This is a genomic window from Arsenicicoccus bolidensis DSM 15745 (assembly GCF_000426385.1).
In the GTDB taxonomy this organism is placed as follows: Bacteria; Actinomycetota; Actinomycetes; order Actinomycetales; family Dermatophilaceae; genus Arsenicicoccus; species Arsenicicoccus bolidensis.
On the sequence record NZ_AUFG01000020.1, the window covers coordinates 44,748 to 69,666 of the forward strand.

At 71.1% G+C, this 24,919-nt stretch carries 25 protein-coding genes; 7 read left to right on the forward strand and 18 right to left on the reverse strand.

What is annotated here, in order from left to right; genetic code table 11:
- Nucleotides 1–148: 148 nt before the first annotated feature.
- Nucleotides 149–337 carry a hypothetical protein gene (locus tag K313_RS0111845; RefSeq protein ID WP_019284528.1) on the forward strand — a complete coding sequence of 63 codons (189 nt, stop codon included), beginning with the start codon at nucleotides 149–151 and terminating at the stop codon, nucleotides 335–337.
- 41 nt (nucleotides 338–378) lie between these two features.
- Here the strand turns inward: K313_RS0111845 and K313_RS0111850 are convergent, their stop codons facing one another.
- The 7 genes from K313_RS0111850 to K313_RS0111880 form a co-directional block, all read right to left on the reverse strand.
- Nucleotides 379–1,299: an AEC family transporter gene (locus K313_RS0111850; RefSeq protein WP_029211807.1), complete on the reverse strand. Its 921-nt coding sequence runs from the start codon at nucleotides 1,297–1,299 to the stop codon at nucleotides 379–381.
- A gap of 12 nt (nucleotides 1,300–1,311) precedes the next feature.
- Nucleotides 1,312–2,148, reverse strand: a complete 837-nt coding sequence (locus K313_RS0111855) for an ABC transporter permease (protein WP_029211808.1) — start codon at nucleotides 2,146–2,148, stop codon at nucleotides 1,312–1,314.
- Complete coding sequence (locus K313_RS0111860; protein ID WP_019284525.1) at nucleotides 2,145–2,990, reverse strand: ABC transporter permease; 846 nt, start codon at nucleotides 2,988–2,990, stop codon at nucleotides 2,145–2,147. Before K313_RS0111860 ends, K313_RS0111855 begins: the two co-directional genes overlap by 4 nt.
- Nucleotides 2,987–4,159 carry an ABC transporter ATP-binding protein gene (locus K313_RS0111865; protein ID WP_240483976.1) on the reverse strand — a complete coding sequence of 391 codons (1,173 nt, stop codon included), beginning with the start codon at nucleotides 4,157–4,159 and terminating at the stop codon, nucleotides 2,987–2,989. The genes K313_RS0111860 and K313_RS0111865 overlap by 4 nt, the downstream gene beginning before the upstream one ends.
- Nucleotides 4,156–5,322 (reverse strand): polyamine ABC transporter substrate-binding protein, encoded by a 1,167-nt coding sequence (locus K313_RS0111870; protein ID WP_029211810.1) that lies wholly within the window; start codon nucleotides 5,320–5,322, stop codon nucleotides 4,156–4,158. Before K313_RS0111870 ends, K313_RS0111865 begins: the two co-directional genes overlap by 4 nt.
- Before the next feature lie 158 nt (nucleotides 5,323–5,480).
- Entirely contained in the window at nucleotides 5,481–7,385 is a 1,905-nt protein-coding gene (locus tag K313_RS0111875) for a propionyl-CoA synthetase (RefSeq protein ID WP_019284522.1), read from the reverse strand.
- 196 nt (nucleotides 7,386–7,581) lie between these two features.
- The gene (locus K313_RS0111880) at nucleotides 7,582–8,061 is read right to left on the reverse strand and encodes a hypothetical protein (RefSeq protein WP_019284521.1); all 480 of its coding nucleotides are present in this window, start codon (nucleotides 8,059–8,061) and stop codon (nucleotides 7,582–7,584) included.
- 132 nt (nucleotides 8,062–8,193) lie between these two features.
- Here K313_RS0111880 and K313_RS0111885 point away from each other — a divergent pair, with 132 nt between their 5' ends.
- Together K313_RS0111885 and K313_RS0111890 are read left to right on the forward strand one after the other, a co-directional pair.
- Nucleotides 8,194–9,291, forward strand: coding sequence for an LOG family protein (locus K313_RS0111885; protein WP_029211811.1), 1,098 nt, complete (start codon nucleotides 8,194–8,196; stop codon nucleotides 9,289–9,291).
- Nucleotides 9,292–9,352: 61 nt separating this feature from the next.
- Nucleotides 9,353–10,054 carry a DedA family protein gene (locus K313_RS0111890; protein WP_029211812.1) on the forward strand — a complete coding sequence of 234 codons (702 nt, stop codon included), beginning with the start codon at nucleotides 9,353–9,355 and terminating at the stop codon, nucleotides 10,052–10,054.
- 3 nt (nucleotides 10,055–10,057) lie between these two features.
- Here K313_RS0111890 and rlmN read toward each other — a convergent pair whose 3' ends face one another.
- The 6 genes from rlmN to rpsB all read right to left on the reverse strand — a co-directional run bounded on the left by rlmN (nucleotide 10,058) and on the right by rpsB (nucleotide 15,683).
- Nucleotides 10,058–11,230, reverse strand: a complete 1,173-nt coding sequence (gene rlmN, locus K313_RS0111895; protein WP_019284518.1) for a dual-specificity RNA methyltransferase RlmN — start codon at nucleotides 11,228–11,230, stop codon at nucleotides 10,058–10,060.
- A 78-nt stretch (nucleotides 11,231–11,308) separates the two neighbouring features.
- A complete protein-coding gene (locus K313_RS20980) occupies nucleotides 11,309–12,217 on the reverse strand; it encodes a phosphatidate cytidylyltransferase (protein ID WP_240483977.1) in 909 nt (302 codons plus the stop codon).
- A 21-nt stretch (nucleotides 12,218–12,238) separates the two neighbouring features.
- Nucleotides 12,239–12,796: a ribosome recycling factor gene (frr, locus tag K313_RS0111905; protein ID WP_019284516.1), complete on the reverse strand. Its 558-nt coding sequence runs from the start codon at nucleotides 12,794–12,796 to the stop codon at nucleotides 12,239–12,241.
- 105 nt (nucleotides 12,797–12,901) lie between these two features.
- A complete protein-coding gene (gene pyrH, locus K313_RS0111910) occupies nucleotides 12,902–13,630 on the reverse strand; it encodes a UMP kinase (RefSeq protein WP_019284515.1) in 729 nt (242 codons plus the stop codon).
- Between the two features lie 226 nt (nucleotides 13,631–13,856).
- Entirely contained in the window at nucleotides 13,857–14,684 is an 828-nt protein-coding gene (gene tsf, locus K313_RS0111915; protein WP_019284514.1) for a translation elongation factor Ts, read from the reverse strand.
- A gap of 60 nt (nucleotides 14,685–14,744) precedes the next feature.
- Nucleotides 14,745–15,683, reverse strand: coding sequence for a 30S ribosomal protein S2 (gene rpsB, locus K313_RS0111920; RefSeq protein ID WP_029211813.1), 939 nt, complete (start codon nucleotides 15,681–15,683; stop codon nucleotides 14,745–14,747).
- A 329-nt stretch (nucleotides 15,684–16,012) separates the two neighbouring features.
- Here rpsB and K313_RS0111925 point away from each other — a divergent pair, with 329 nt between their 5' ends.
- Nucleotides 16,013–17,188, forward strand: coding sequence for a pyridoxal phosphate-dependent aminotransferase (locus K313_RS0111925; RefSeq protein WP_019284512.1), 1,176 nt, complete (start codon nucleotides 16,013–16,015; stop codon nucleotides 17,186–17,188).
- Between the two features lie 127 nt (nucleotides 17,189–17,315).
- On the forward strand, nucleotides 17,316–17,987 hold the full coding sequence (locus K313_RS0111930) for a murein hydrolase activator EnvC family protein (protein ID WP_084412778.1): 672 nt from the start codon (nucleotides 17,316–17,318) through the stop codon (nucleotides 17,985–17,987).
- A gap of 50 nt (nucleotides 17,988–18,037) precedes the next feature.
- On the opposite strand, the gene K313_RS0111935 is transcribed toward K313_RS0111930, so the two are convergent.
- From K313_RS0111935 to K313_RS0111950, 4 genes are all read right to left on the reverse strand, one after another.
- On the reverse strand, nucleotides 18,038–19,009 hold the full coding sequence (locus K313_RS0111935; protein ID WP_029211814.1) for a tyrosine recombinase XerC: 972 nt from the start codon (nucleotides 19,007–19,009) through the stop codon (nucleotides 18,038–18,040).
- 25 nt (nucleotides 19,010–19,034) lie between these two features.
- Complete coding sequence (gene dprA / locus K313_RS0111940; protein ID WP_029211815.1) at nucleotides 19,035–20,189, reverse strand: DNA-processing protein DprA; 1,155 nt, start codon at nucleotides 20,187–20,189, stop codon at nucleotides 19,035–19,037.
- Complete coding sequence (locus tag K313_RS0111945; RefSeq protein ID WP_029211816.1) at nucleotides 20,186–20,836, reverse strand: ATP-binding protein; 651 nt, start codon at nucleotides 20,834–20,836, stop codon at nucleotides 20,186–20,188. The genes dprA and K313_RS0111945 overlap by 4 nt, the downstream gene beginning before the upstream one ends.
- A 234-nt stretch (nucleotides 20,837–21,070) precedes the next feature.
- Complete coding sequence (locus K313_RS0111950) at nucleotides 21,071–22,021, reverse strand: HEPN/Toprim-associated domain-containing protein (RefSeq protein ID WP_019284507.1); 951 nt, start codon at nucleotides 22,019–22,021, stop codon at nucleotides 21,071–21,073.
- 475 nt (nucleotides 22,022–22,496) lie between these two features.
- On the opposite strand from K313_RS0111950, the gene K313_RS0111955 reads away from it, so the two are divergent.
- Complete coding sequence (locus K313_RS0111955) at nucleotides 22,497–23,723, forward strand: Shedu immune nuclease family protein (RefSeq protein ID WP_029211817.1); 1,227 nt, start codon at nucleotides 22,497–22,499, stop codon at nucleotides 23,721–23,723.
- A 131-nt stretch (nucleotides 23,724–23,854) separates the two neighbouring features.
- On the opposite strand, the gene K313_RS0111960 is transcribed toward K313_RS0111955, so the two are convergent.
- Entirely contained in the window at nucleotides 23,855–24,172 is a 318-nt protein-coding gene (locus K313_RS0111960; RefSeq protein ID WP_338021330.1) for an ATP-binding protein, read from the reverse strand.
- Between the two features lie 449 nt (nucleotides 24,173–24,621).
- On the opposite strand from K313_RS0111960, the gene K313_RS20985 reads away from it, so the two are divergent.
- The coding region (locus K313_RS20985; protein WP_420804909.1) for a transposase family protein at nucleotides 24,622–24,919 on the forward strand (298 nt) is incomplete at its 3' end.

Here is a 24,919-nt window from a genome sequence, read left to right on the forward strand (position 1 = left end):
GGACCGCGCACGGCTCACCCGGACGGCGTCTCGACCCACCCTCCACGGCGAGGGGGAGGTCACAGCACGAGGGCGGTCGCGGGGTCACCTCCGGGACTAGGGTGGTCGAGGGCGGCGACCGCCACCGACATCCACGGGGAGGACCATCATGGCCAAGGACCGCACCGGGCTCAGCCTCGGCTACCGCATCATGTGGCGGATCCGCTACGTCGGGGTGAGCGTGTTCGGGCCGGCCCAGCTGGACCCCGACAACGACCCCAAGGACAACCTGCTGCGCGAGCGGCGGCGCAAGGTCGCCGCCGCCCACGCCGCGGCCGGGACGACTCCCCCGGCCTGAGCCCCTCCGGGGCGAGCGGGCCGTATGCCGGGCCCGTCGGCTCAGTGCACCAGGACCGCCACCACGGCGATCACGGGCAGCGACACGAGGGTCGTCAGCAGCACGGCGTCCCGGGCCAGCAGCACGCTGCGGTCGTAGCGGACGGCGTGGGTGAAGACGTTCTGCGCGCACGGCAGCGCGGCGGTCACCACCGCCGCGAGCCGGTGGACGCCGGTCAGGCCGAGCGCGCTCGCCAGGGCCAGGGCGGCCAGCGGCTGCACCCCCAGCTTGCACACGACGATGGTGACGATCTGCCCCGTCGACCCGGAGGCGCCCGGGCGAGGACCCAGCCGCAGCGACACCCCGAAGGCCAGGAGCATGGCGGGCACGGCCATCCCGCCGACGATCTCGACCGGCCGCATCACCAGGCCGGGCGGCCGCCAGCCGACCAGGGACATCACGACGCCCGCGAGCGCGCACACCGTCATCGGGTTGCGCCCGACCGCGAGCAGCGTCTCGAGCGGGCGCGGGCGACGGCCGAGGGCATCGACGTCCATCAACGCCATGGCGAGCGGGGTGAGGCAGACGAGCTGCAGCAGCAGGGTGGGTGCCATCAGGGCGACGTCGCCGAGGACGTAGGCCGCGATGGGGATCCCGAGGTTGCCGGCGTTGACGTAGGCCGCGGCCAGCGAGCCGATCACTGCCTCGCCCAGGTCCGGGTGCCAGCGCGGCACCACGACGGCGAGGTAGACCGCCACGGTGATCACGACGGACGAGGCGGACACGAGCAGGTTGTGCCCCACCACCTGGGCGAAGGGGGTGCGGGACAGCACGTCGACCAGCAGCGCGGGCGAGGCCACGAAGAAGGCCAGGCGGGACAGCACGCGTTGCGCGCTCGCGTCGAGGACCCCGAGGTGCGCGAGCAGGAAGCCCAGCCCCGCGAGGGCGCCGATGATCCAGAACCCCGCGGCGACACCGGACATGGCGTGCTCCTCTCAGCGCTCGGTGGACGGGAGGCGTCCACCGAGCAGACGGGCCGCCACCGCGCAGGCGACGGCGGCCAGCAGCATGAGCACGCCGATGACGTTGGCCTCCGCCGGGATCCCCCGCAGGTAGGCCGTATAGACATAGGTCGGGAAGGTGGCGACCTCGCCCGACACGAAGGTCGTGATGATGACGTCGTCGATGCTGAGGGCGAAGCACAGCAGGGCTGCGGCGACCACGCCGGGCAGCACCCCCGGCACCGTGACCCGCCAGAAGGTCGCGGCGGGCCCGGCATACAGGTCGGCGGCCGCCTCCTCCAGGCCGGGATCGAGCGACTCGAGCCGAGCCCGCACGGTCACGACGACGAAGGACAGGCAGAACATCACGTGCGAGAGGACCACGGTCCACCACCCCAGCTCGAGCCCCACGCGGGTGAAGCCCTGCACGAAGATCGTCAGCAGGGACGCGCCGAGGACGACCTCGGGGGTGGCCATGGGCAGCAGCACCAGTGCCTCGACCGCCTGTCGGCCGCGGAACCGGCCCCGCGCCAGCGCGAGCGCCATCATGGTCCCCAGCGTGGTGACCAGCACCGTCGTGGCGAGCCCCACCTCCAGCGAGGTGCCGAGCGCCTCGCAGACCCCCGGGGCGCCGCACGGGTCGCGCCAGTGGTCCAGGGTGGGGCGGCCGCTCCAGGCGATGTTGGACCTCGTGTAGCCGTTGAACGAGAACACCACGACGTAGGCCACCGGCAGGAGCAGGTAGGCCAGCACCAGCACGGACACCAGGACGACGACGTGGTCGGCGACCCACCGCCGGGCCGACGACGAGCGCGACGAGCCCCCGCTCACACCAGCTCCCGGGTGCCGTAGCGCCGGAGGTACAGCAGGACGAGCACGAGGATGGCCAGCATCAGCGTGAACGACAGCGCCGCGGCCACCGGGTAGCCACCGATCACGCGGAAGAACTGGGCGTCGATGGCGTTGCCGACCATCGACGTGCCGCGGTCCGAGCCGAGCAGGTCGGCGTTGACGTAGTCTCCGGCTGCGGGGATGAAGGTCAGCAGCGTCCCGGCGACGATGCCCGGCATCGCCAGCGGCACGGTGACCAGCCGGAAGGTCTGCCACGGGCCGGCGTAGAGGTCTGCGCCGGCGGCCAGCACCGACCGGTCCACCCGCTCCAGGGAGGCGAGGACGGGCAGGAGCATGAAGGGCAGGAAGGTGTAGGTCAGGCCCATGACCACGGCGAACGGCGTCTCGGTCAGGTGCCCGCCGGGCAGCAGGTGCAGCGCCCGCAGGGTGGACGCGACCGGCGCGTCGTCGGCGAGGATCTGGCGCCACGCGACCGTGCGCAGGATGAACGGCGTGAAGAACGGCGCGACGACCAGCACCATGAGCACGCCACGCCACCGCCCCGCGCGGAAGGCCATGGTCCAGGCCAGCGGGAACGCCAGCACCAGGCACAGCAGCGTCGCGAGGCCGGCATACAGGAAGGACCGACCCAGCTGCCCGCCGAAGCCGGTCAGGGCCACGAGGTAGTTGCCGACGTTGACGTCGCGGTAGTAGTAGCCGGGGAAGCCCGGGTAGCCCGACTGCAGGCTCACGCTCGCGAGCTGCACCAGCGGCGCGACGAACAGAACGCCGAGCCAGAGCAGCCCGGGGAGGAGCAGCAGGTATGCCGCGCGCCTGCTCACGGAGAGGTCACCCGCACGGGCGCGGACCCCGCTGCCGAGGCGTCGGCGCCGAGATCGGCGTCGCTGCCCTCGTCGCTGGGGAGCGTGAACGTGTGCCGCAGGTCCCAGGCGACGGTGACGAGGTCCCCCGGGCGAGCCGTGGCGTCGACGTCGAGGTTCTGCTCGTAGGCCGTCCAGGTGCCGACGCCGGGGACGTCCAGGACGTACTGCGTCGCCACGCCCGTGAACGCGACGTCGAGCACCCGCGCCCCCGCGAGGACGTTCGCGACGGACCGCCGGCGGACCTCGGCCCCGTCAGCGACGATCCGGACCTTCTCCGGTCGCACCCCGACCAGCGAGCGCCTGGCGTCCGGCGCGGCGGCCCGTGACCGCAGCACCCGCACCCGCTGGCCGCCGAGCTCCACGACGAGCAGGTCGCCCTCCGCCCCGACCACCGTGACCGGGGCGAGGTTGGACTGCCCGAGGAAGGTGGCGACGAACCTGGTCCGGGGCAGGTCGTAGAGCTCGGCCGGGGGCCCGAGCTGCTCGATCCGGCCCTGGCGCATCACGGCGACGGTGTCGGCCATGCTCATGGCCTCCTCCTGGTCGTGCGTGACGTGCACGAAGGTCAGGCCCGTCTCGGCCTGGATCCGCTTGAGCTGCAGCTGCATCTGCCGCCGCAGGCGCAGGTCGAGGGCGCCCAGCGGCTCGTCCAGCAGGAGCACCTCGGGCCGGTTGACCAGGGCCCGCGCCAGCGCCACGCGCTGCTGCTGGCCACCGCTGAGCCGGGAGGGGCGGCGGCTCGCCATACCGTCGAGCTCGACGAGGGCGAGCGCCTCGCGGGCCTGCTCGGCGGCCGCGGCGCGCGGGACCCCACGACGGCGCGGTCCGAAGGCCACGTTGTCCCCGACGCTGAGGTGCGGAAAGAGCGCGTAGGACTGGAACACCGTGTTGACCGGGCGCTCGTGCGGCCGCAGCAGTGTGACGTCCCGCTCCCCCAGCAGCACCCGCCCCGCGTCGGGGCGCTCGAGCCCCGCCACCATCCGCAGGGTCGTCGTCTTGCCGCACCCCGAGGGCCCCACGAGCGCGAAGAAGCTGCCCGCCGCCACGTGCAGGGACAGGTCGTCCACGACCACGTCCCGCCCGAAGCTCTTGGTGAGGCCGTCGAGCCTCAGGTCACCGGCGCTCACTGCCCCACCACCTGCGTCCACATCGCGGCGTACTCCTGCTCCTCGCGCGGGTCCAGGGCCCGGAACACGCTCGTCCGGCGCGCCAGGAAGTCCGCCGTGGGAAAGATCAGCGGGTCCTCGACGCGCTCGGGGTCGACCTTCTCCATGGCCTTCTGCGCGCCGGCAACCGGGCAGATGTAGCCCACCCACGCGGCGACCTGCGCGGCGATCTCGGGCTGGTAGTACCAGTCGAGCAGCCGCTGGGCGTTGCGCCGGCGCGGCGAGGTGATCGGGACGACGGCGTTGTCGCTCCACAGCATCCCGCCGGACTCGGGGACGACGAAGGTCCACCGCTCGTTGCCGGTCTCGGCGCGCAGCGTCGCGATGTCGCCGCTCCACACCAGGCCGGCCAGCGCGTTGCCGCTCTGCAGGTCCTGGACGTAGGAGTTGCCGCGGATCCGCCGGATCTGGCCGTCGCGCAGCCGGCGGTCGACGACCTCGACGGCGGCGGCCAGCTGGTCGCGGGTGAAGGGCCTCGCCGGGTCGACGCCCTGGCTGCGCAGGATCACGCCGAGCGTGTCGCGCCACTCGCTCAGCCCCACGACCCGGCCCTCGAGGTCGGGACGCCACAGGTCCTCGACGGAACGGATCTCCTTGACCTTGCTCGCGTCGTAGCCGATCCCCGTCAGGCCGGACTGCCACGGCAGCGAGTGCTGGCGCCCCGGGTCGAACGGCGCGTCCATCAGCTCGGGCAGCACGTTGCCGGCGTGCGGCATCCGGATCAGCTCGAGCGGCTGGACCAGCTCCTGGTCGATGACCCGGTTGACCATCCAGTCCGACAGGACGACCAGGTCACGCCCGATGTCCTGGCCGGCGCGCAGCTGCGGGGCGATCTTGTTGACGTAGAGGTCGTTGTCGTCGATCTCCTCGGCGTAGCTCGCCTGGATCCCGGTGGCCCGGACGAAGGCGTCGAGGGTCGGGAACCGCTTGGTGGACTCGTCCTGGTCGAGATACTGCGTCCAGCTCGCGAACGCGACCCGGCGGTCGGTGGCCGAACGGTCCACCGGCAGCGCCCTGGTCGTCCGCGCGGCCGCGGGGGGCTCCGGCGGGGCGCAGGCCGCGAGCAGGCCGGCAGCCGCAGCCGAGCCGAGCAGGCTGCGGCGCGACAGCGCGCGGTCGGGCATCAGGCACGGACCTCCGGGGGCGGCCCAGGTGGGCGGAGACAAACCTGGGCAACGCTACCAGCGGTATGCCGGGGCCCGGCGCGCGGACGACGGACGTGAGAGGGCCGGTCGCCCTGCGGCGACCGGCCCTCACGACATACGGCGGGCGTGGTGCAGGCTCAGCCCTGGGGCCGGAGCACGGCCGTCAGGCTGTCGAGCACGCTGCGGTCCTCGATCGTCGACGGCACCTGCGCCTCCTGCCCGTCCGCGATCTGGCGCATGGTCTTGCGCAGGATCTTGCCGGAGCGCGTCTTGGGCAGACCGTCGACGATGTCGACCTGGTTGAGGGCGGCGACGGCGCCGACCTCCTCGCGGACGCGCTGGACCAGCTCCTTGCGGAGCGTCTCCTGGGCCTGCGGGGTCGACGCGTCGATGCCGGACTTGAGCATGACCAGCGCGCGGGGCACCTGGCCCTTGAACGAGTCGGCCACCCCGATCACCGCGCACTCCGCCACGGCGGGGTGACCGGCGAGCGCGGCCTCGATCGACCCGGTCGACAGGCGGTGGCCGGCGACGTTGAGCACGTCGTCGGTGCGGCCCATGACATAGAGGTAGCCGTCCTCGTCGATGTAGCCGCCATCGCCGGTCAGGTAGTAGCCGTCGTAGGCCGACAGGTAGCTCGAGACATAGCGGTCGTCGTCCTGCCACAGCGTCGGCAGGGTGCCGGGGGGCATGGGCAGCTTGATGACGATGGCGCCCTCGGTGCTGGCGGGGACCTCGTTGCCCTGGTCGTCGAGCACGCGCACGTCATACCCGCAGACCGCGGTCGACGGCGAGCCGGGCTTGATCGGCAGCTCCTCGATCCCCCGCGGGTTGGACGCGATCGGCCAGCCGGTCTCGGTCTGCCACCAGTTGTCGACGACGGGCTTGCCGGTGCGCTCGGTCGCCCAGTGGTAGGTGTCGGGGTCGAGCCGCTCGCCCGCGAGATAGATCGTGCGCAGGCTGGACGTGTCGTAGTCGGCGAAGAGCTTCGCCTCCGGGTCCTCCTTCTTGATCGCCCGGAAGGCCGTGGGCGCCGTGAACAGCGAGGCGACGCCGTAGTCCTGCACGACCCGCCAGAAGGCGCCGGCGTCGGGGGTGCCGATCGGCTTGCCCTCGTAGACGATCGTGGTCGCGCCCACCAGGAGCGGGGCGTAGACGATGTAGGAGTGCCCGACCACCCAGCCGACGTCGGAGGCGGTGAACATCGTGTCGCCCGCCTCGATGCCGTAGAGGTTGGGCATCGACCAGCGCAGGGCCACGGCGTAGCCGCCGCTGTCGCGCACGATCCCCTTGGGCTTCCCCGTCGTGCCGGAGGTGTAGAGGATGTAGAGCGGGTGGGACGACTCGACCGGCACGCACTCGGCGGGCTGCACGACCCCGGGGCGCATGACCTCGGCCCAGTCCAGGTCACGCTCCCCCATCTCGGCGGGCTGCTGCTCGCGCTGCAGGATGACGCAGCGGTCGGGCTTGTGCTCCGCGCGGCGGATCGCCTCGTCGAGGTAGGGCTTGTAGGCCACGACCCGCTTGGGCTCGATGCCGCAGCTCGCGCTGACGACGACCTTGGGGGCTGCGTCGTCGATGCGGGCGGCCAGCTCCTGCGGGGCGAAGCCACCGAACACGACCGAGTGGATGGCGCCGATGCGGGCGCACGCCAGCATCGCCACGACGGCCTCGGGGACCATCGGCATGTAGATGACGACCCGGTCGCCCTTGGTCACGCCGAGGTCGCGGAGCACGCCGGCGAAGCGGGACACCAGCTCGAGCAGCTCGGCGTAGGTGTAGCTCGCGCGGGCACCAGTGACCGGGCTGTCGTAGTGCAGGGCGGCCTGGTCGGCGCGGCCGTGGACCACGTGGCGGTCCAGCGCGTTGTAGCAGACGTTGAGCCGGCCGTCGGGGAACCACGTGTAGAACGGGGCCCGGCTCTCGTCGAGGACCTGCCTCGGCTTCGTGATCCAGTCGATGTCCTTGGCCGCCTCGGCCCAGAAGGCCTCGGGGTCCTGCCTGCTCGTCTCGTACGCCCTGGCGTAAGCACCCTTGCTCATGCCTCCATCCAACCCGCCTGGCCGGGCGACGGCCAGCGGGACACGGTGTGGCCTGGACGACAGGTAGGTCGTGCGCGGCGAGTGGTCGGTCCCGGTCGCGAGGCGAGGGACCGACCACTCGGGCCGGATGACGGGGCGGCCGGGCTAGGCCGGCCAGTCGGGGCTCGCCCGGACCAGTCGGGGCTCGCCCGGCGGGTCAGCAGCCGCCGAGGCGCAGGCCGCGCAGGACCTTGACGGGGGCGACGCCGCACCCGACCTGCGCGGTGCCGAGGTCAGCGACACGCCAGCGGCCGGCCACCTTGTGCAGCAGCACGGTCGCGTCGTCGGTCTGGCCGCGCGTCGGGTGGACCGTCGCGCGTGCCCAGGTCGGGGCGCCGGGGGCGAGGCTGATGCGCTGGACGCGCCAATCGGCGCGCTTCCAGCCGCGCATGGACCGGTCGCCCGCGATGGCGACGTAGATCTGGTGCACGGTCGTCCGGGTGACCTGGGTCGAGCGGGTGCGAGCGGTGACGGCGCCCGAGGCGGCGGGTGCGGTCGCGGTGACCTGCTGGGTCGCTCGGGCCGTGGGGACGGAGGGGGCGGCGGCCACGGCGGGGGCGGACATCCCCAGGCCGAGGGCGAGGGCGAGAGTGGCGGTGGCGGTGGCGGAGGTCGCGATCAGTGAACGGCGGAGCATGACGGGGGATCCTTCTCGAGTGTGCGGTTGCGGCGCGTTGCGCCGACATCACCATGATGACGCCGCAGCGGCGCGGTTGGTTGGCTCGCGTCGTCATCCCCTCGTCACGGTTGGGTCACGCATGATGGCGACATGGAGATCGAGGACCTGGCCACGCTCACCGCCCTGCTCGACGAGGGCCGCAGCCTGCACGGCGTGCGCGTCCAGGGCATCGACCTCGACCTGTGCGCCGACCGGCTCCTCGCACGGTCGGACCTGCACGGGCTCGTCGTCCTCGGCGGCGCCATGGGACCGCCGCTCGTGCGTCACCTGGTCGGTGCCGGCGCCGTCGTCTTCCCCACCGTCCACGACTCCCCCGTCGACGTCTACCGCTCGCGCCTCTACTCCCCGGAGGAGCTGTATGCCGGGATCGAACGGGGCTACGACGAGACCCCGGACGCGCTGGCCTACGCCTGGTCGCAGGACGCGAGCCTCGTCGGTGACCCCTATGTCGCGGTGCTGCGCTCCCTGCACGACGACTCCATGGAGGACGCCCTCGACGACCTGCTGGCGGACCGGCGCGTCGTCGGGATCATGGGCGGGCACGGCGTCGACCGCGGGACCGCGCGCTATGCCGAGGCTGCGCGCCTGGGGCGGGCGCTGGCGGCATACGGCCTGGTGGTCGCCACCGGGGGCGGGCCGGGCGCGATGGAGGCCGCCAACCTCGGCGCCGCGTGCCCGGACGACGCGACGCTGGAGGCTGCGCTGCGGCGGCTGGCCACGGTGCCGTCCTTCCGGCCGGAGGTGAGCCCCTGGGCCCGGGTGGCCCTGGAGGTACGCGACGGGCTCGGTGCCCCCGATGCGGTGACGAGCATCGGCATCCCGACCTGGTTCTACGGCCACGAGCCGCCCAACGCGTTCGCGCAGGCCATCGCCAAGTTCTTCTCCAACGCCCTGCGCGAGGACCTGCTGCTCGCCCGCTGCACGGCCGGCGTCGTCGTCCTCCCCGGCGCCGCGGGCACGGTGCAGGAGGTGTTCCAGCTGACGACGCGGCTCTACTACGCCGCCGAGGGCGAGACCGTGCCGCTCGTGCTGGTCGGGCGCGAGCACTGGACCCAGACCCTCCCGGTGTGGCCGCTGCTGCAGGCCCTCGGCGAGGGCCGCGAGATGGGAGACCGGATCCACCTGGTCGACGACATCGCCGACGTCCCCGAGCTGCTCCGCGAGTCCAGCACCACGCCCCTGCGCTGAGGACCCCGCCCGTCGCCCGCTCGGGAGGGCTGGGACGGAACTCCTCGGGGTACGAGCGACGTTGGACGACCTGGACCTGACCGCTGCCCCTGCAAAGGACACTGCCCTGACCTCCCTCGCGCTCCTCGCCCAGCTCCCCTCGGCGGCCCCCGACAGCGGCGGGATCACCGGGTGGGCCGTCAGCCTCATGGAGACCCTCGGCGGGCCCGGCGCCATGGTGGCGACGATCCTCGACAGCGTCTTCCCGCCGATCCCCAGCGAGCTCATCCTGCCGCTGGCGGGCTTCACCGCCTACCGCGGCGGCATGACCCTGGCGGGCGCGATCATCTGGAGCACCATCGGTTCCCTGATCGGCGCGCTCATCCTCTACTGGGCCGGGGCCGTCCTCGGCCGCGAGCGCGTCAACGCCATCGCCCGCAAGGTCCCCCTGGTCGACGTGCACGACATCGACAAGGGCTTCGAGTGGTTCGACCGGCACGGGCGCACCGTCACGTTCTTCGGCCGCATGGTGCCGATGGTGCGCTCGATGGTGTCCATCCCCGCGGGCGTCGAGCGGATGCCGCTAGCGACCTTCTGCCTGCTCACGACGCTCGGCTCGCTCTGCTGGAACGCCGCGCTCATCCTCGGCGGCTACGCCCTCGGCTCGCAGTGGGCGCGCATCGAGGAGTGGGCCGGCTGGTTCCAGTACGCCGTGATCGCGTTCTTCGTCATCCTGATCGCGCGGTGGGTGCGGCAGAAGCTCAAGGGCCGCCGCACCCCCTGACCGTCAGGCCGTGGCCGCCGCCAGCTGGCCGCACGCCCCGTCGATGTCCTGCCCCCGCGTGTCACGCACGGTCGTGGAGATGCCGCGCCCGCGCAGCCGCTCCACGAACTGCTGCTCGACGCCCTTGCGGCTGGCCGTCCACCGGCTGCCCGGCGTGGGGTTGAGCGGGATGGGGTTGACGTGCACCCACCCGTTCCCTCGCGCGTTGAGCTTGTCGGCGAGCAGCTCGGCGCGCCAGGCCTGGTCGTTGATGTCCTTGATCAGGGCGTACTCGATCGACACGCGTCGCCCGGTGGTGTCGAAGTAGCGGCGCGCGGCGTCCAGCGCCTCGTCGACCTTCCACCGGGTGTTGATGGGGACCAGCTCGTCCCGCAGCTCGTCGTCGGGGGCGTGCAGCGACAATGCCAGGGTGACCGGGATGCCCTCGCCCGCGAGCTTGTCGATGCCGGGCACCAGCCCGACGGTGCTCATCGTGACCCCGCGCGCGCTCATCCCGAGCCCTGCTGGAGCGGGCTCCACGAGACGCCGGATCGCCCCGATCGAGGCCTTGTAGTTGGCCAGCGCCTCGCCCATCCCCATGAACACCACGTTGGACACGCGCAGCGGTCCCTGGTCGCCCTCGGGCATCGGGCCGAGCTCGCCGGCCCGCAGCGCACGGGCAGCGCTCACGACCTGCTCCACGATCTCGGCGGTGCTCATGTTGCGCTGCAGCCCACCCTGGCCGGTGGCGCAGAACGGGCAGTTCATGCCGCAGCCGGCCTGGCTCGAGATGCAGATCGTCGCCCGGCCGGGATAGCGCATGACGACCGACTCGACGAGGGCGCCGTCGTGCAGCCGCCACACCTTCTTGTGCGTCGCTCCCCCGTCGGCGACCCGCGTCGTGATGGGGGTGAGCAGCTGCGGCAGCGACTGCGCGACCAGCTCGGCGCGCTGGGCCTTGGGCAGGTCCGGCATGTCCTCGGGGTCCGTCACCAGCCGGTCGAAGTAGTGCACGCTGAGCTGCTTGGCCCGGAAGCCCTGCTGCCCGAGCTCGGTCACGAACGCCTTGCGCTCGTCGAGCGCGAAGTCGGCCAGGTGGGCCGGCGGCTTGCCGCGGCGCGGCGCGGAGAAGGTCAGCTGGCCCGGCACCGGACGGGTCGTCGGCGTGGGCAGGTCCTGCGGCTGGGAGTCACTCATCGCTCACCATTGTCTCAGGTATGACGCCCCGCCGGCCCCCACGCGTGGTGACGCCCTTCGCGCGGCCGTGCCGGCAGCTCAGACCGCCGCGGGCACGAGATAGGTGATGACCAGCCAGGCCATCGGCGCGGTGAGCAGCAACGAGTCCAGCCGGTCCATGATGCCGCCGTGCCCCGGGAGGATGTGGCCCATGTCCTTGATGCCGAGGTCGCGCTTGATGACCGACTCGCACAGGTCCCCGACCGTCGCGGTGACGCAGGCCGCCGCGCCCAGCAGCACACCGGTCCACCAGGGGGCGTGGAGCAGCCAGGTCGTGCAGACGGCCCCCACCAGCATGCAGGTGACCATCGAGCCGGCGAAACCCTCCCAGGACTTCTTGGGGGAGATGGACGGCGCCATGGGGTGCTTGCCCTTGAGCACGCCGACCGCGTAGCCGCCGATGTCGGAGAACACCGTGACCGCGATGAAGGTCACCACCCGCAGCTCCCCGTCGGTCTGGGCGAGCAGCAGGATGCAGAAGCTGGCGAGCAGCGGCACGTAGGCCAGGGTCAGGACTCCCCCGGAGACGTCCCGCATCGCGTCGGCCACGCCCTGCAGGGAACGCCATACGAGCAGGGCCAGGACCGCCAGCGTGAAGGCGAGGGTGAGCGGCCGGGGACCGCCCCAGTAGGCGCTCGCGAGCATCGCGACGCCACCCACCATGGTGGGCACCAGGGGCACCTGCACCCGGCCGTTGCGGACCGCCTGCACGACCTCCCACATCCCGATGACGATCGCCACCGTCACGAGGGCGAGGAAGGCCTCCGGCCGCCACGCCAACGAGCCGATGATCAGGGCACCGAGACCCACGCCGACCCCGATGGCGGCGGGGAGGTCGCGCCCGGCCTTGCCGGGGCTCTTGGACCGACGGGCCACGTCGAGGGCCCGCTGGATCCGTCGCTGGACCCGCGAGCCCTCGAGGGCCGGCGGCATGTCAGGTGTGGGCACGGTGTCCTTCGCGTCGCTCGCTCAGACGTCGAGCAGCTCGGCTTCCTTGCCCTTGAGCAGGGTGTCGATCTGGTCCGTCAGCTTCTTGGTGAGGGTGTCCAGCTCCTTCTCGGCGCGGGTGCCCTCGTCCTCGCCGACGTCGCCGTCCTTGACGAGCTTGTCGATCTGGTCCTTGGCGCTGCGCCGGACGTTGCGGATCGAGACCTTGCCGTGCTCGCCCTTCTCGCGGGCCAGCTTGATGTACTCCTTGCGGCGCTCCTGCGTGAGCTCCGGCAGGTTGATGCGCAGCACGCCGCCGTCGTTGTTGGGGTTCAGGCCGAGGTTGGAGGAGCGCAGCGCCTTCTCGATCTCGTGGGTCGCGCCCTTGTCGAACGGCGTGATCAGGATCATCCGCGCCTCGGGCACCTGGAAGGACGCGAGCTGCTGCAGCGGCGTCGCGGCGCCGTAGTAGTCGACCATGATCTTGTGGAACAGCGCGGGGTTGGCCCGCCCGGTGCGGATGGACGCGAAGTCCTCCTTGGCCACCTCGACGGCCTTGTCCATCTTGTCCTCGGCCTCGAGCAGGATGTCGTCGATCATGGGGTGCCTCCATCGTCCGTATGGCGAAAATCGTCGGGGTCTGACGCTACGAGCCCGGTGCTGCAGGGCACGACCGGGGCTCGCGGCGGTCGGCAGGCGAGCTGCTCAGGCGGTGACCACCGTCCCGATCTTCTCACCGCGCACGGCGGCGGCGACGTTGCCGTCGCCCTCCATGCCGAAGACGATCATCGGGAGCTTGTTGTCCATGCACAGGCTGAACGCGGCGGCGTCGACGACCTTGAGCCCCCGCGCGAGGGCCTCGGCGTAGGTCAGGCTGTCGTAGCGCTGGGCGGCCGGGTTGGTCTTGGGGTCGGAGTCGTAGACCCCGTCGACGCCGTTCTTGGCGATCAGCACGGCGTCGCACTTGGTCTCGAGGGCACGCTGGGCGCTGACGGTGTCCGTCGAGAAGTAGGGCATCCCGGCGCCGGCGCCGAAGATGACCACGCGGCCCTTGTCCATGTGGCGCATCGCGCGGCGCGGGATGTAGGGCTCGGCCACCTGGGTCATCTCGATCGCGGACTGCACGCGCGTCTCGACCCCTTCCTTCTCCAGGAAGTCCTGCAGCGCGAGGCAGTTCATCACGGTGCCGAGCATGCCGATGTAGTCGGCACGGGCCCGGTCCATGCCCTTGTCCTGCAGCTGGGCCCCGCGGAAGAAGTTGCCGCCGCCGATGACCACGCAGACCTGGACCTGGCTCTTCACGGCCTCGGCGATCTGCCGGGCGATCCCCCGCACGACCTCCGGGTCCAGCCCCACCTTGCCCCCTCCGAATACCTCGCCGGACAACTTGAGCAGCACCCGCTGGTAGCCACGGTTGTCGGGGGTCTCGGTCATCGTGCGGCTCCTTGCCAGGTGGGCGGGTGATCGGTCGGCCGACCGCCGCACAGTCTGTCACACGGCAGCACCCTCCTGGCGACCCGACGGCCGTCGGTCGGCCACGTCGTCCGGAGGCTGGGACACGACCGGGCCCCGGCCCACCGTGAGGTGGGTGGGACGCGACCGGGCCCGGTCCACCGTGAGGTGGACCGGGCCCGGTGCGGTGCGCCCAGGGGCGCGGGGATCAGCTGCCGACGCGGAAGCGGGCGAAGGCGGTGGCCTTGGCGCCGCCCTCCTCCAGGACCTTGCCGACGGTCTTCTTGGCGTCCTTCGCGAACGGCTGCTCGAGCAGGACCTGCTCCTTGAAGAAGCCGTTGACGCGACCCTCGACGATCCGGGGGAGCGCAGCCTCGGGCTTGCCCTCCTCCTTGGCCGTGTCCTCGGCGATGCGACGCTCGTTGGCGACCGTCTGCTCGTCGATGTCGTCACGGGTGAGGACGCTCGGCGCGAACGCCGCGATGTGCAGCGCGACGTCGTGCGCGACCTGCTCGTCGCCGCCCTCGGTGGCGATCAGGACACCGATCTGCGCGGGCAGGTCGGGGCTGGTCTTGTGCAGGTAGGACGTGACCTTGTCGCCCTCGAGGCGGGCCACGCGCTTGACCTCGATCTTCTCGCCGATGGTGGCGTTGGCCTCGTCGAGCAGCTCCTTGACGGACTTGCCGTCGACCTCGTGGGCGAGGAGCGTCTCGGCGTCGCCGGCCTGGGAGTCGACCGCGGCCTGGAGCACGGTGTCGGCCAGCTGACCGAACTTGTCCCCCTTGGCGACGAAGTCGGTCTCGCACAGGACCTCGACCAGGGTGCCGACGCCACCGTCGACCTTGGCGCGGACCAGACCGTTGGAGGTGGAGCGGCCCTCGCGCTTGGTGACGCCCTTGAGACCCTTGACGCGCAGGATCTCGGTGGCCTTGGCCTGGTCGCCGTCGGCCTCGTCGAGTGCCTTCTTGACGTCGAGCATGCCGGCGCCGGTCTTCTCGCGGAGCGCCTTGATGTCGGCTGCGGTGTAGTTAGCCATGTGTCGTAGCTACTTTCTACGCGGGTTCGAAGTGGTGGTTGACGCGATCGCTGAGGAGGCTCAGGCCTGCTCGGCGGCGGGCGTGGCCGGCTCGGTCGCCTCGACGGCAGGGGCAGCCTGCTCGACGCCCTCCGGCGCGGAGGCGACCTGCTCGGTGACGTCGGCGGGCTGGGTGCCCTCGGCGGCGGGGGTCTCGGCCTGCTCGGTCGCCTCGGCAGGAGCGTCGGACTTGGCGGCCTCGGCGTAGAGCTCGCGCTCCCACTCGGCCAGCGGCTCGGCCTCGGTGGCGCCCTCGGTGGAGCGACCGGACGAGCGGGACACGAGGCCCTCGGCCACGGCGTCGGCGATCACGCGGGTCAGCAGGGTGACCGAGCGGATGGCGTCGTCGTTGCCCGGGATCTTGTAGTCGACCTCGTCGGGGTCGCAGTTGGTGTCGAGGATCGCGATGACGGGCAGACCCAGCTTGCGGGCCTCGTCCACCGCGAGGTGCTCCTTCTTGGTGTCGACGATCCACACGGCCGAGGGGACCTTGGCCATGTTGCGGATGCCGCCGAGGGTCTTCTCGAGCTTGTCCTTCTCGCGCTTGAGGACGAGGAGCTCCTTCTTGGTGCGACCGGACCCGGCCACGTCGTCGAAGTCGATCTCCTCGAGCTCCTTGAGGCGCGAGAGGCGCTTGGAGACGGTGTTGAAGTTGGTGAGCATGCCACCGAGCCAGCGGTGGTTGACGTAGGGCATGCCCACGCGGGTCGCCTGCTCGGCGACGGGCTCCTGCGCCTGCTTCTTGGTGCCGACGAAGAGCACGCTGCCGCCGTGGGCGACGGTGGCCTTGACGAACTCGAAGGCGTCGTTGATGTAGGTCAGCGACTGCTGCAGGTCGATGATGTAGATGCCGTTGCGCTCGGTGAGGATGAAGCGCTTCATCTTGGGGTTCCAGCGACGGGTCTGGTGCCCGAAGTGGACGCCGCTCTCGAGGAGCTGGCGCATGGTGACGACGGCCATGCCGAGGTCCTTCTCTCTGTCGTTGTCAGTTACCCACGGTCGCGCGGCGGGGTGCCACGGCCGTGCCTGGCGCCTGCGTACGCACCCCGCCGACCAGGGGGTCGGACTGCCGTGGTGCGCCCCGGACTGCATCGAGATCGACTCGTCCGGCGAGAAGGCGCGCGAATTCGGGATCAGTGCTCCCGGCCGAGGCCAGGCACACGTCACCCGTCCTGCCATCCTACGTGGAGGGGTTCACCGCGACCTAATCCCCACCCGGCACGCCCCGCCGGGGCACCAGCCGGCGGCACGGCGTCACGGCGTCACGGGGGGTCGGCTACCGTCGCCCCATGCCTCGCACCCCCGGCCACCCCGCGCTGACGCCGTTCGGCACCACCGTCTTCGCCGAGATGACCGCGCTCGCCCAGCAGCACGACGCGGTCAACCTCGGGCAGGGCTTCCCGGACTCGGACGGTCCGCCCGAGATGCTCGAGGCCGCCTGCCGCGCGATCCACGACGGCGTCAACCAGTACCCCCCGGGTCCCGGCATGCCGGTGCTTCGCGAGGCGATCGCCGAGCACCAGTCCCGCTTCTACGGGCTGACGGTCGACCCGGGCTGCGAGGTGCAGGTCACGGTCGGTGCCACCGAGGCCATCGCGTCGACCATCCTGGCCCTCGTGCGTCCCGGCGACGAGGTGGTCGTGCTGGAGCCCTACTACGACAGCTATGCCGCCACGATCGCGCTGGCGGGCGGGGTCCGTCGCACGAGCGTCCTGCGCTTCCCCGACTTCGCCGTCGACGAGGCCTCCCTGCGGGCCGCGTTCTCCGAGCGTACCAGCGTTGTCCTGCTCAACAGCCCCCACAACCCCACCGGGCGAGTCCTCTCGCGGGCCGACCTGGAGCTCGTGGCCGAGCTCGCCCGGGAGCACGACGCGTGGGTCGTGTGCGACGAGGTCTACGAGCACCTGACCTTCGACGGGATCGAGCACGTGCCCATGGCCACCCTCCCGGGGATGCGCGATCGCACCGTCACGATCTCGTCGGCCGGCAAGACCTTCTCCGCCACCGGGTGGAAGGTCGGCTGGCTCACCGGCCCCGCGCACGCCGTCGCCGCCGTGCGGCAGCTCAAGCAGTTCACGACCTTCGCCCACTCCGGACCGTTCCAGGTCGGTGTGGCGACCGCCCTGGCCCTGCCCACCGAGCGGTATGCCGAGCTGGCGTCCACCCTGCAGATCCGGCGCGACCTGCTCGTCGACGGGCTGCGCTCGGCCGGGCTGGACGTGAGCGTCCCGGCCGGCGCCTACTTCGCCGTGGCGGACGTCGCTCCGCTCGGGGGAACCGACGCCATGGCGTTCTGCCGCCGGATGCCCGAGGAGCTGGGCGTCGCCGGTGTGCCCGTCGCCGCGTTCCACGACGACACCGAGGCCGCTCGGTCCCTCGTGCGCTTCGCGTTCTGCAAGCAGGAGGACGTGCTCCGCGAGGCCGCTCGGCGCCTGACCAGGCGAGCCCCCGTCGACCGTCCCTGACCGGTCGGGGGCTCCGGCCTCCCCGTCGTCCACAGCCACGCGCGGCGGCGCGAGGATCCGCGTGCTCGTCCACAGGTGCACGGCCGGTCCTTGCCCCGCGCCTGACCCGCACCCCAGCCTCGGCCGTATGCCGATCGCCCGCCCCCTCCCGACCGCCCTGGTGGCGCTGTCCACCGCCTCGGTGGCCGCCGCGACCCTCGTTGCCGCTCCCGTCCCCGACAACCGCACCACCGGACGTGCCCACGTCTCGGCGCCGGCCGCCGCGCGCTCCAGACCCGCGCCCGTCGCACCAACGGCGCACCTCGCCGCGAGGACGTCGACGCCCTCGGCGGCACCGCCACCCGCACCGTCACGGGGTCAGGCCCTCCCCCGGTCTGCGGCGCCGCGCGCGCCGGGACGGTGGACCGCACCCGTGCGGCCGCTGCGCGTGGTCACGCGGTTCACCGCTCCCCCGCAACCGTGGGCCCGGGGTCATCGCGGGGTGGACCTGGCAGCTGGACCCGGCGCCGCGATCGTCGCTCCGGCCGACGGGGTGGTCGCCTTCGCCGGCATGGTGGCCGGCAGGCCTGTCCTGTCCGTCGACCATGAGGGCGGCCTGCGCAGCACCTACGAACCCGTCGTGGCGCGCGTGTCCGTCGGCGACCAGGTCACGCAGGGGCAGGTGATCGCGGTGGTGGCCGACGGGCCCGGCCACTGCTCGTCATCCTGCCTGCACTGGGGAGCCCGTCGCGGCCAGGTCTATGTCGACCCGCTCTCGCTGATCGACCGTCCCCCGCTCGTCCTGCTTCCGCTGCGCTGACCGCGTCCACGAGAGCCATCAGTCCCGCACGACAGGCCAGGCGACCTGCGTCAGGCGCGCGGGTGTGCCTGGCGGTAGGCCGTGCGCAGGCGGTCCACCGACACGTGCGTGTAGATCTGCGTCGTTGCCAGGCTCGAGTGCCCGAGCAGCTCCTGCACCACGCGCAGGTCCGCGCCCCCGTCGAGCAGGTGCGTCGCGGCGCTGTGCCGCAGGCCGTGCGGTCCGAGGTCCGGCGCGTCGGGCACCTGCGCCAGCAGGCGGTGGACGACCTCGCGCACCTGGCGGGGGTCGACCCGCCTGCCGCGTCGACCGAGCAGCAGGGCCGGTCCGCTCGCCGGCGTGACGAGCTGCGGTCGTCCGCGCGTCAGCCAGGTGTCGAGGGCCCGCTGCGCCGGCACGCCGTAGGGCACCGTCCGCTCCTTGTCGCCCTTGCCAAGCACCCGCAGCGTCCTGGTGGATGCGTCGACGTCGTCGAGGTCCAGACCGACCAGCTCGCTCACGCGGATGCCGCTGGCATAGAGCAGCTCCACCATGGCGGCGTCCCGCAACGTCAGCGGATCGACCTCGCCCCGAGCCTCGTCGTCGGCGGCGCTCGTGGCCCGTCCGGCGCTCGTGGGCCGTCCTCCGCTCGTCCGGTGGGTCCCGTCGGCCGCGGCCCGGAGGAGCGCGTCCGCCTGAGCGTGGTCGAGGACTCCCGGCAGCGTCCGGGAGCGCCGCGGAGACGCGAGCCTGGCCGCCGGGTCGCGGGGCAGGTGACCGCGTCGGGTGGCCCAGGCATAGAACGAGCGCACCGCCGCGGACCTGCGGGCCACGGTCGCGCGGGCCGCACCCTGGGTGCCCTGCCTGGCCAGCCAGGAGCGCAGGTCCGTCAGCTCGAGGTCGGTCAGGTCCTCGGCGCCCTGCTCGCTCGCGTACGAACGCAGCGCGCGAAGGTCGCCGACATAGGCCCGGACCGTGTGCTCGGACCGTCCGCGCTCCACCCGCAGGTGCTGCGCGAACTGCTCGATCAAGTCCTCGGCCACCCGGTCACGGTCCCAAACGCCGAGGTCAGGAGCAAGGACCGCCGGACGGACGCGCCGGGCGCCGGCGCGCCTCGGGGCCGAGGCGGTAGCCGCCGTCACGCGACTCGGCCAGCCCCAGCGTCACGAGCCGGCCCAGGGCGGCCCGCGTCTCGGGCACCGTCAGCGAGGCGGCCAGGGCGATCGACTCCAACCTGGCCAGGTTGCGGACCGGGAGGGCAGACCGGACCTTGGCGTCCGCGTCGCCCAGGAGGTCGAGCTCCTGGACCTGTGCACGACGCTCTGGGGCCAGGTCGGTCCCCATGCGACCGCAGAGCTCGGCCACCTCGGCCGCGTCCGTCACGAGCTCGGCCACGCCGTCGCGCACCGCCTGGTGGCACCCGGCACTGGTCATGCTGGTCACGGGTCCAGGCACCACCGCGACCGGCCGGACGAGCTCGGCTGCGGCCCGCATGGTGCTCAGCGCCCCGCTGCGGTAGCCGGCCTCGACGATCACCGTCCCCTGGCTCAGGGCGGCGATGAGACGGTTGCGCAGCAGGAACCGGGAGCGCGTGGGGGCGCAACCGGGGGCCACCTCGCTCACCACGGCTCCCGTCTCGGCGATGCGGGCGATGAGGCGCTCGTGCGCCGCGGGATAAGGGCGTTCGACGCCCCCGGCGAGCACGGCCACGGTCTCCCCGTCCTCGGCCAGCGCACCCCGGTGAGCCGCCGCGTCGATCCCGAACGCCGCTCCCGACACGACGGCGAACCCGCGCTGCGCCAGACCGGCGCCGAGGTCGGCGGCCACCCGCTGGCCGTACTCCGTCGCCGCTCGGGAGCCCACGACCGAGACGCTGCGCTCCATCGCCTCGGCCAGCCGGGCGGGTCCACGCACCCACAGGCAGTAGGGGCGCTTGGCGGGGTCGAGATCCTCCAGACCGGGAGGCCACTCCTCGTCCGCCGGGACGAGCAGGCGTGCGCCGCAGCGCTGGGCCAGCGCCAGGTCGCGGCCCGGCTCTGCCGCCGCGAGTCGGTCACGCAGGGCGTCGTGCCGCGCGATGCCGTCGCCGGGCAGCAGGTGCAGGGCCGCCACGGGATCGTGCAGCTGGAGCAGCCCCGCCACGCGCGCGTCCGCGGGCTCCGCGATGCGGCTCCACAGGGCGCGAGCCGATCGCTCGTCGCGGGGCAGCTCGTCGGGCCTCATGCCGCGACCTCCGCAGCACCGCGCAGCGTCAGCGCCTGGTCGATGTCGTCCTTCGTCGGGCTCGCGTGCCCCGCCAGATCCGCCAGCGTCCACGCCACCCGGGTCACCCGGTCGTATCCGCGCAGTGTGACCCCGCCCCGGTCCAGCGTGCGGTCGAGCAGCTGCGTGGCTCGGCGGGACGGGCGCAGCGGGCCACGGCGCAACCGGCCGGGGGGCACCTCGCCGTTGAGCGACCAGCGTTCGCCCGCATAGCGTTCCGCCGCGACGGCGCGCGCCTGCGCCACGCGTGCGGCCACCACCGCCGTGGGCTCCGGGTCGGCCTCGACGAGCTCGAGCCGGGAGACCGCCGGCACCGACAGCTGCAGGTCGATGCGGTCGAGCAACGGGCCCGCCAGCCGACCGAGGTAGCCACGACGCTGGTTGACGGTGCAGGTGCAGCCGAGGCCCTTGCCCACGGCCCGGCCGCACGGGCACGGGTTGGCGGCGAGGACCAGCTGGAAGCGGGCGGGGAAGGTCAGCATCCGATCGGTCCGACCGATCGTCACCGTCCCCGACTCGAGCGGCTGGCGCAGGGAGTTGAGGACGTGGGAGGCGAACTCGGGGGCCTCGTCGCCAGATAGAAAGCACACCCCTACGGACGGGTCCATCCTAACGGAGCTACGAACGTCCCGACGCGGCAAGTTTCGCCCAGCCACGTGGGTTCGTATGCGCCCGGTAATGGCGATAGGCGGTCGCGAATGGGGTACTAGGGCACTTTGAACGCCTTACGTCACCTCTCAGCTCTTCGCGGGACGCGAGCGACGGAAGGCGTTCAAAGACACGTCGATCCAGCGGGAGGAAGACATCCTCTCATGCCGCGTCCGAGGTGACTCGTGTCTCGCTCATGCGAGGCCTTCTGCGAGGGAGATGGCGATCAGTTCTTCCATCGCTTGCTGGAGGTCAGTGTTGGTGTAGGTTTGGAGACGGTTCTCGGGGTGGTGAATCATGTTCCGGACCGCGCTGGGTAGCGTCAGAACCTCGTTCTTTGTCGCCGTCGACGCTACCTTCTGGTAGTTCGTCGTCTGCGGGCATCCGCGTCTGGCCAGCCAGTTATCGAAGCTCCTTATCGAGGGCTTCCCTGAGTGCTCCTGTAGTCGTCCGTACAGCCGGACCAAGTTTAGGGTCTCGCGGGTGCGGTCGATCTCCATCAGGGTGGCTTTGTCTTCCCAGCCGTTATCGACAAGGTCGTGGTACTCCCACGAGAGTGGGAGAGGCAGGTTGCTCGCGCGCTCGGCCATGCAGCGCAGCATGATCGCCAGAGGCACGCGTTCACGGATGAAGTCCTCGAGCCCTCCTAGCCGGTTCTCGCCGTTGTTTTCGTCCTTGATGAGGCGGTCCCAATAGCCGTCCTCATCTTCGTTCTGAGGGTCGCTCACCGCGAACCGAGCCACGAGCAACTCGTGAATGTCGTAGCTAAAAGACTCCTGATCAGCCCTAGTGATGTTCGCGAAGTCGATGCTGGCGACCACGTCCAGGTACCGGTCGAACGGTAGACGCAGAGCATAAGTTCGGTTCCAGCGCCTCAGCAGATCATCATAAGCATCGCGAGTCTCTTCCAACGTGTGCCCGAGCAAGTCCATCCGGCGGCGCACCTGGTCCAGCGGCGCCGACAGAGCGAGATGCTCCTCGGTGACGGTGGTGTTGCGGTCGCTCGAGTCCCATGAGGCGGCATACGTGTAGGGCACGACCTTCTCGCTGCCTGGTGGGAACAGCCATGCGTGGCCGGTCCAGTAGTGGTTCTTGCCGTAGTCGATGCTGACCTCATTGAGGCTCAGGGAGATCATCGTGCCCATGAGGCAAGTCTGTCCTGCGGGAGGATGTCGGTGGTGGAGGGCAACCGGGGTGTTGGTGTCCGCGCGCAGTCGAGGTGAGGCCTCGCTGAGCACCCCAGGATATTTGCGCGCGCTCATGCCGCGGGTCGTGTCTCGTCCCGTCGCTGCTTTCAGAGTTGGCTCCGCAGGAATGGAAGGGTTATGAGCAGGTACTCCTGGTGTTGTTTGGTGTGGATCCGGTGTCGCGCATCGATAGTGCGTACTTCAGCCCGGGACAGATGCCGGGCCATGGTCGCGAAAGGACGCGAGCGGATAGCATTGCCGTGGAGGCTGGCCCGCGTGTCCCAAGAGCGGCAGAGCAATCATGCGCCGACCTGGCAACGCCGCGATCGTGGGATCAGGCCTGCGCTTGGGACACACCCTCAGACCTCCCAGATCCATCGGCCGTGGCGGGCAAACTGGACAACGTCAAGCACCTTCCGGCAAAGGAGGCTCGGTGGTCGATTGGGGCAGGCTGGTGTTGCCCAGCCCGAAGACCGAGGCCGACTTCGCAGCGCTACGGACTCTCGGCCGGACGACCATCGGTAAGTCGTTCCCGCTGCAGTTCGGATCGCGGAGCGACATTGGCGCGCCGACTAGGACCATATGGCAGATAATCAGCGAAGACGCGGACTGCGCCCCCAACGGGCGCGGAGAAGAGGAAGAAGTGACTCTCCACCAGAGCCCGAAGGGTCGTGTTCAGGTTAAGGCGAGGGTCATCCGCGACCGCGGCCGTGTCGCCGAACTGCGCTTCGAGAAAGTCACTGGGCGGGCCAACGACGACGCGAAACTCGAAACCCTCTTGAGTCTCGACGCAGAGGCTGCGGGGCGGCTGATCAAGTTGTGCTATGCCCTCAAGGGCATCGATCCTACGGGTGAGGATACCTTGAAACTCGATGACGACCTTCTCGCCGCTGTCATGGCCGATCCGAAGGCCCTGACCGCCGCCTATGACCGCGACCCAGAGGGCTTTGCGGAGATAATCAAGTCCGACGTGACCGCCACGGACGTCATTGCCATTGCCGCCCGAAAGGAAGCTGTCAAGCGGTTCGAAATCCTTCTAGACGACCCCGACGAGTTCGGGCGCGCTCGAGAAGGGGGCGGCAAGGAGGCCGTCTGGCAGCGCTTCTTCGAGGAGAACCCGTGGATCCTCGGCGTGGGTTTGTCGGGTCATCTCTTCACGTCGTGGGATGAAACCAAGCTGGAGCGGGTGGTTGGCGGAGCGACCGTTGCCGACGTCGGAAAGCGCGTTGACGCGATGCTAACAACAAGCGGTGCTGTCCGATCGCTCGTCCTGGCTGAGATCAAGCTGCACGACGATCCACTGCTCGAGAAGGACCCCTACAGGTCGGGATGCTGGGCCCCCTCCCGCGAAGTATCGGGCGGCGTTGCGCAGGCCCACATTACTGCCGACCGGGCACGGGACGACCTCGGAAGTTGGCTCTCCGCTCGCGACGAAGACGGCTATGACACGGGTGAGCAGGTCTACGCAGGCGCCCCTCGTTCGTACGTGATCATCGGGCGGTTGTCGTCCTTGATGCGGGACGACCGATTACATTCCGACAAGGTGCGGTCGTTCGAGCTGTTTCGCCGTCACCTCTCTTACCCGGAGATATTGACCTATGACGAGGTGCTGGCGCGAGCGCGCTGGAGCCTGAGTTTGATCGAGGCGAGCGCGGGGTGAGAAGCAAGTGTGCGTTTCACTGCGTCCAATGTATGCAAGTTCGCGCCACTGAGGTGTCCAATCTGAAACGGTTTAGCGGTCGTTGCCTCACGTGGCACCGCACGGACGCCCACGCCAGTGGTGTGTGGTTGTCATTTCGCGCCCTCGTCGAGGAAGAGCACACCACGGTGCGGAGCCGTGACCGCACCGGGCGACGGACGGCCGGACCCGCCACCCACCATGGCCGCCATCGTCACGCCGTGGTGCATGGCGACGTACGGGGGTCGCCGCAGCAGACCCAGGGGCGCCGCCTCGCTGCTCATGACCGAGGCGATGGAGGTGACCTCGAGAGCCTGGTCGTCCGGCAGAGGAGGGAGCAGACCCGGCAACCGCTCGGCCAGCATGGTCTTGCCCGCGCCGGGCGCGCGGCCACCTAGCGGTATGCCGCGATGGAATCCACTTTCAGCCACGTCTTCTCCCGAGTGACCTTCAGAAGTGATGGCACTTGGGCCGACGTGTCGCGCTGCTGTTGCGCGTCCGCGTTCCGAGTCGAAATCGGGGCATCGTCTCGGAGCTTGTTCAACTGGTCCAACTCCACGTCACGTGTCGGGACCTGAACAGGCCGCTGCTTCAACCAGCCATGCTCGGCAACCCGTTGCGCCGCTTGCAGAAGCGTCCTACGGCGACGTGCGGGCACTTCGTCGAACACTGCTTTCAGGGCTCTTCCGACCTGAGTGTGGGTTGAGCATGGCGGCCCGGTGGGGGTTGGGGTAGGGGTCGAGGTCCCTGGCAGGATCGGAGGACTCTTACCTCGTCCGATCGCCGAAGGACCTCGACTGTGCCTGACTCTACTTCGCTGTGCTCTGGTGTTGGTTCGTGCTCGTCGTGCGATACGTGGTTGGGCCTGCCCGGGATGCGGGTGCTCGACGTCGTCGACGGGCAGGCTCAGGGTCGGTTGGTGGTGCGGGTCGAGTCGCTGCCGGATGTGGCGGGGGGCCCGGGGTGCGGGGTGGTCGCGCACGCCCACGACCGTCACGACGTGACCCTGGTCGACGTCCCCTCGTTCGGTCGGCCGGTGCGGCTGGTGTGGGTCAAGCGCCGGTACCTCTGCCCCGAACCAGCCTGCGGGGCAGGCACTTTCAGTGAGCAGAACGACGCCGTTGCGGGGCCGCGCGCGCTGCTGAGCACCCGGGCCGTCGAGTGGGCGGTGACGCAGA

What these genes read in the sequence shown, in the direction of transcription:
- K313_RS0111870 (WP_029211810.1), bottom strand. Translation starts at nt 5,322, where the DNA reads ATGCCCGACCGCGCGCTGTCGCGCCGCAGCCTGCTCGGCTCGGCTGCG.
- K313_RS0111885 (WP_029211811.1), top strand. Translation starts at nt 8,194, where the DNA reads ATGGAGATCGAGGACCTGGCCACGCTCACCGCCCTGCTCGACGAGGGC.
- K313_RS0111925 (WP_019284512.1), top strand. Translation starts at nt 16,013, where the DNA reads ATGCCTCGCACCCCCGGCCACCCCGCGCTGACGCCGTTCGGCACCACC.
- rpsB (WP_029211813.1), bottom strand. Translation starts at nt 15,683, where the DNA reads ATGGCCGTCGTCACCATGCGCCAGCTCCTCGAGAGCGGCGTCCACTTC.
- tsf (WP_019284514.1), bottom strand. Translation starts at nt 14,684, where the DNA reads ATGGCTAACTACACCGCAGCCGACATCAAGGCGCTCCGCGAGAAGACC.
- K313_RS0111875 (WP_019284522.1), bottom strand. Translation starts at nt 7,385, where the DNA reads ATGAGCAAGGGTGCTTACGCCAGGGCGTACGAGACGAGCAGGCAGGAC.
- K313_RS0111845 (WP_019284528.1), top strand. Translation starts at nt 149, where the DNA reads ATGGCCAAGGACCGCACCGGGCTCAGCCTCGGCTACCGCATCATGTGG.
- pyrH (WP_019284515.1), bottom strand. Translation starts at nt 13,630, where the DNA reads ATGACCGAGACCCCCGACAACCGTGGCTACCAGCGGGTGCTGCTCAAG.
- dprA (WP_029211815.1), bottom strand. Translation starts at nt 20,189, where the DNA reads ATGAGGCCCGACGAGCTGCCCCGCGACGAGCGATCGGCTCGCGCCCTG.
- K313_RS0111950 (WP_019284507.1), bottom strand. Translation starts at nt 22,021, where the DNA reads ATGGGCACGATGATCTCCCTGAGCCTCAATGAGGTCAGCATCGACTAC.
- rlmN (WP_019284518.1), bottom strand. Translation starts at nt 11,230, where the DNA reads ATGAGTGACTCCCAGCCGCAGGACCTGCCCACGCCGACGACCCGTCCG.
- frr (WP_019284516.1), bottom strand. Translation starts at nt 12,796, where the DNA reads ATGATCGACGACATCCTGCTCGAGGCCGAGGACAAGATGGACAAGGCC.
- K313_RS0111945 (WP_029211816.1), bottom strand. Translation starts at nt 20,836, where the DNA reads ATGGACCCGTCCGTAGGGGTGTGCTTTCTATCTGGCGACGAGGCCCCC.
- K313_RS0111880 (WP_019284521.1), bottom strand. Translation starts at nt 8,061, where the DNA reads ATGCTCCGCCGTTCACTGATCGCGACCTCCGCCACCGCCACCGCCACT.
- K313_RS0111930 (WP_084412778.1), top strand. Translation starts at nt 17,316, where the DNA reads ATGCCGATCGCCCGCCCCCTCCCGACCGCCCTGGTGGCGCTGTCCACC.
- K313_RS0111850 (WP_029211807.1), bottom strand. Translation starts at nt 1,299, where the DNA reads ATGTCCGGTGTCGCCGCGGGGTTCTGGATCATCGGCGCCCTCGCGGGG.